Below are 5,762 nucleotides of genomic sequence, written 5' to 3'. Positions count from 1 at the left end.
TAAGGCGGCATACCTCCAGAAGCAGTAACTTCAATTGTCGCTCCATTTGTAGGATCATAACATAAGTTTGATGTAGTGTTTATTGTAGCTGTTGGGATATCTGGAGTATCTAATGTTAGTGTTGTAGACTCCATACAACCAAGGGCATCCGTCACTTCTACAGTATATGTTCCAGCAGGAACATTGGTTAGAGTACCATTGCCTAAAAAAGGAGTGACTGTAAAAGGAGCAACAGTATCTATTAATTCAAAAGAATAGTTAAGAGTACCTCCTGTTGCTGTTGCTGTTATCGTTGCTCCATCTATACATGTTACAGGAGTATTTGTAACATTTATGGCTAAAGCATCAGGCGCAGTAATTATTTGTGTGAATGGGAATTGACAAGTATTTGCCGAATCATCATAACGTATTTCTATATTGTATGTACCATCAGCTAACCCAGTAATTGTGTGTGGTGATGTCATTTGAGTGATCCATGCACCTCCATTGATAGAATATTGGAATCCTAATACAGGATCAAAATTTTGAGCTGCGATTGTTATTGTTCCATCATCTGCTCCATCACAACTAAGCATTGAAGCTCCAGTGATATCTGCAGAAAACGCATTACCTGAAGGTACAATAAAAGGAAAATCTACTGTAGTTGTACAGACAACTGGCAGTTGAAATACTCTTAAATCATCTATAGCAACATCATTACCACTAGTTTGCTGTACGTTAGACCTTAAAATAAATTTCAAACTGGTATTCGCTCCAGGGTCTAAAGTAATAGGAGTTGTTGGGTATTCTACCCAATCTTCTGTTTTTGGTATATCACCTGTATTATAAAAAGATATTTCAGTACCAGAAGCATCTACTAATGCTACTCTTAAATCTGGATCAAATTGCGTATTATTCATATTAAGTAAGTTCATAGCAGCGAACTCTACTTGTATAGGTTGATTAGGAATAATATCGTTTATCTGTTTTTCATATAAAATTTCAGTAGCTGGTATTGTTGCACCAATATTAACAACTAAAAATCTTCCATCTGGAGTTGGAGGTGTTGTTGGTGGAGTATAATCTACTGGGTTTATCCAAGCTCCAAATGGGTTTACTATACTAGCAGTAACAGAATAATCTCCATCATTAATTGCTGTACTACCTTGACATTGCGTAGCAACAACTTGTCTTTCAAAACAATAGTAAACAGGATTAATACCAGGAGACGTTGTGTCTTCACCATAACCAAAAGTTTCATATAATAAATTACTAAAAGTTGGAACTGTTAGTAATGTGTATTCTACACTAATAGTGTGTGAACCTGTAGGAACATTTAAAAACACTTGTGGATTTGCTGTATTAGGATTAGGAATACCATCTATTAGGTAGTCATAAGTGAAAGCTGGACCGCCATTGTTAGTAACTGTAACAGTAGCATTTCCAGAACCATCACAATTAAAAATGGTATCTCCAATTTCTATAGTTGGAGCAGGAGGTTCTTGATCTAGTATAACATCTTGCATAGCAAAAATACAACCGTTGGCATCTCTTATATATACAGTGTATGTTCCTGGAGTAACAGAAGCCTCATTAGTTGTTACCCAAGTGGCTTGGTTATCAAAACTATACTCATAAAAATTAGGAGCCGGGAATGGTGTACCACCTTGTGGATTGGTAATACGAATGGTTCCTTCTCCATTAGGGCCACAACCAGCTAGTTCTGATATTCCAGCCGTAGCTGTTAAAGCAGCATCTGGCTGCCCAATTGTAATAGTTTGAGCAGTCGATAGACATTCTGATCCTGCTAAAGTATATCTAATAATAACATCATAATCGCCAGCACTAAGGTTTGAAAAGGTTGCACTAGACACAAAAGTAACTCCGTTATCTATACTATATTCTATAGTGTAGCCATTCGCATTAGTTACATTAAATTGGATTTCTCCTGTGGTATCATTGTAACATAAAATATCGGTTTGACTAACAGTATAAGTTGGTAAAGGATTGTCTTCTACAATTATTTGGGTAGTAGCTTCACAATTATTTAAATCTGAGACGGTTATATTATAAACTCCAGGAGCAGTAACTACATATACTGGATCTGATTGAAAATCTGTTGAGCTATTTATGTAATATATATAATCAGCTGTTCCACCTACAGGGTATATTGTTATTTCTCCATCTGAACATGTTAAAGGGCTAGTAATTGCTGCTGTGACAGTTAATAATGGAGGTTCTGTGATTGTTATATCTTCTGTATATAAACAACCATCTTCTGTCTCAACAGTGGCGGTGTAAGTACCTGGGTTTAGGTTAGGAAAAGTATAGTCACTGTCAATAATTGGACCAACACTATTTATTAGTGTAGTTCCTTGATGAATACTAAAAAAATACTGAGGTAGAGCATCGTTTGCAGCAAGTATAATAGTCCCTTTATCTCCATAACAGCTAGGCTGTAGGACTGTTGTTGAAACTGTAAAGTCTCTTAATCTTATATAAAGATCAGGTATTTCAAAAATACAAGGGTTAGTATCAATACCTATTTGGCTTATCGAAACGGTATAAAAACCAGCTGTATTAATAGGAGAAAAAACATTGCTTATTTGCCAATTGGCACCACCATCAATACTGTATTGATAACCACTTGGAACATCATTAACAGTAATACTTCCTGGTGTTGTACATATAATATCTTCTGCTACAGCTGTAGGAGCTAATAAATTTTGATAAACATTAAAATAAAAAATACTAAAACATCCTCCTGGGTAATTTATTACTAACCTAAATTCACCAGAAGTATTTGCAGTATAATTGGGGCCAGTTCCTACTTGATTCCATACACATGAATTATTAGTATTAGCACAATCAGTATCAGTAATAGCAGGACAACTAGTTTCATCTAATTGCTCCCAAATTATAGATACAGCATCACTAATTCCAGTAGTTATTATTCTTTCGTCATTAGCACCACATAAAAATATATTAGGTAATTCTTCTCCATCATTTGGACAGATAACAACTTCATCTGCAAAAGGAATTACTGGGTTAGTAACAGTGTTTCCATAAGGAATAACTGTAATTTCTTCTACAATAGAAATGCAATTAGAAGATGTTGTATTTTGTACGTAATAGGTTCCAGTTTGTGTTGCTGTATATGTTTGATCTGTACTAATTACAGGTACTCCTGTTGGACTTGTAGACCATGAATAACTATCATATCCATTTGCAGCTGTTAATAGCACACTGTTTCCACATAATATTTCTGTACGTTGAAAATTACAATTTGAAATATCTACTAAAAAATTTGTAGGACCAGGAGACCCCAAACATTCGATAACAGCAAAACTTCCTTCTTCTTCAATTATAGTATCATTTATAACACCTTGATAAGTAGCAAAAGCTTGATTTAGAATTTCATTTGAACAAGCTTGACTTAAATCATAACAATTAGGAACTACTTGAACGGCCAAACGTATAACAAAACTAGGATCATTAATTTGGACAGAACCATCAGGGATATTAAAAATTAATGTCCTTGTAATTGGGTCGTATGATTGTAATGTTGCTCCACCTGCATTACTCAAATCAATATCAGTTAATGGATCAAAAATAATATGATCAGGAAGAATATCTGTTATAGTGAATTGAGTTACATTGTCATTTCCAACACTTTGGTATGTTATTTCATAAAATAAATTTTGCCCTAAAACAACATCTGTATTATTAATATCATTACCATTAGCATCTGTTACAATTTTTGTAAGATCAATATCTGGGGCAATAATATCTACGGCGAATGCAGCAAAAAATATGAACAATGGATCGGCTTGACCTGGAGCTACTTGTATTCCAAAATCAGCTGAAGTTTCATTGTTTCCAATAAATTCAGGTTCTGCGTTTTGAATTTCTAAAGAACCTGTGTCATAGCCTAAAGTATTAGTTCCGAAAGGTGTTCTAGGGTTTGCGACACCATTTGTATTTTCAATAACTGAACCAAAAAACTTGTTAGCAGGTCTTAAGGGAGTTGTAACTTGTTTACCGTTTATTTCCAGTTTTGTGGCTCTTTTGGTTTTATCCCCATCCAAAGCTGCATATGCAAATTGTAAGTCTATATTTCCAGATTGTGGTGTTGCAAAACCAGTTACAGGTACTAATTCTTCATGACCATCATAAACATGACTAAAACCATCGAAAGTAGTGAAAGATTTAGTATTTAAATTAGGATCTTCATAGATTACAAAAAGCGTCCAACCAGCTGTTAATCCCGTTGAGTTATTAAAACCTGTACTTGAGGTTATATTTGCAACGGTATAAGCTCCTTCTAAATCAGTTAAATTTGATAGTAGATTAGTAACATCTGCAAAACAAGCATAAGGACTATTCCCTGGCTCACTAGGTTCTGCATCAATAGGATTAACGATAGCATCATAAATAACCTCGCCTGTTACATCCATATAAGTTGTGTTTCCAGGAACTTTTAACTTTACTTGATTAATATCTGTTCTATCACCATCTTGTAGTATTGCTCCCCAATATAGTGCTGCGTATGCAACTCTATAACAAGTTGTAGGACTCCCATCTTCTTGGGGAGGAACTAAAAGGTCAGCACTGCTTGAACTAAAAGTAGATGTATCACTATCTATATCGATATATTGCATTGATATATCTTGATTATCTACTGTATTGTCATTGAAGTCTTGATTGTCTTGTCCTAGTATATTATTACCAATAACAAGCATGCTACCTCTTATCTCTATATTCTCTCTTATAGTGAAAGGGTCAAAGGTTTGTGCTATACTGATAGAACAGGTTAGTAAAAATAAGGCAATAAAGGTTAGCTTAAAGAAAGTAGGCTTCTTCATGTTTTAATGTGTTAGTCCTTTTATGTGGGCGCAAAAAGGTGATTTGGGTTAGAAACTCATTAAGTTTCAAAATATACAATATACTATTATTTTATTATATATAAAATTTGAAACAAAAAAAAATCAAACTATAATTAGTTTGATTTTTTTATATGCATTATTTAAAAGTTACAACTACCTAGTTACACGACTCTTAGTACAAGGACAATTACTAATGCCTTGTAGGAAGTCTAGCCCAATAGTAATCATGTGTGTACCTGAATTATAACTTGATAAACCGTTAATAGTAAATTGATATGAGTAAGCAAAATAGAATTTAGATTTCATTAGACCTACCATAGGCCCTAAGTTTAAAGGCTTAAAGAATTGATCATTTAAGAAACGATAAGAAACACCTAACCAGTAATAATCTTCTTTTCTGTTATACTTTCTATATTTAAAATTTATATCAGTACTAGACCTGCCGTCACTACCAAATAACTGATAAAAAATTGAAGGTTCTAGTTGTACATTCTTGTTATACTTACTTTTTATTACATATCCAGAATAGAGTTGAAGGTTTAAAAGTAAATTTGGTTCAATCCCACTAAAGTCATCAATATCTTTTGGTAAGATATTATTAGCATTTAAACTTAAATAAAAATCCTTATTTCTATATAGAGCACCAACATCAAAATTATTGTTATTAATAGCTCTATCACCATTCATGATAACAAAAGGGTCAATAACTTCATTTTCATATGTTGGTTGAAAATTATCAATATCAATTCTAAAGCTATTAATATTGTAGGAGATACCAAATGATAAGTATTGCTTGGATTTATAATCTAAAATAAGATGCTGAGCAAAAGAGAATTTAGCTCCTTTTTGACGTGTATTTCCATTTTTATCGTTATAGAAAGAAATACCAACACCTGA

1 protein-coding gene and 1 pseudogene are annotated in these 5,762 nt (G+C 33.4%); both read right to left on the bottom strand.

Annotated features, from left to right (window positions below; genetic code table 11):
• Window positions 1-4,844, bottom strand: a pseudogene (locus tag Q0997_RS19905) (chromophore lyase); the annotation flags it as partial.
• A gap of 174 nt (window positions 4,845-5,018) precedes the next feature.
• Window positions 5,019-5,762: type IX secretion system membrane protein PorP/SprF (locus Q0997_RS19900; RefSeq protein ID WP_299892395.1), on the bottom strand; the 744-nt coding region annotated here is incomplete at its 5' end.

The organism is uncultured Lacinutrix sp. (assembly GCF_947500325.1).
Classification (GTDB): Bacteria; Bacteroidota; Bacteroidia; order Flavobacteriales; family Flavobacteriaceae; genus Lacinutrix.
Note: the sequence above shows the minus strand (reverse complement) of the source record. Positions and strands in the feature narration are given on the sequence as shown.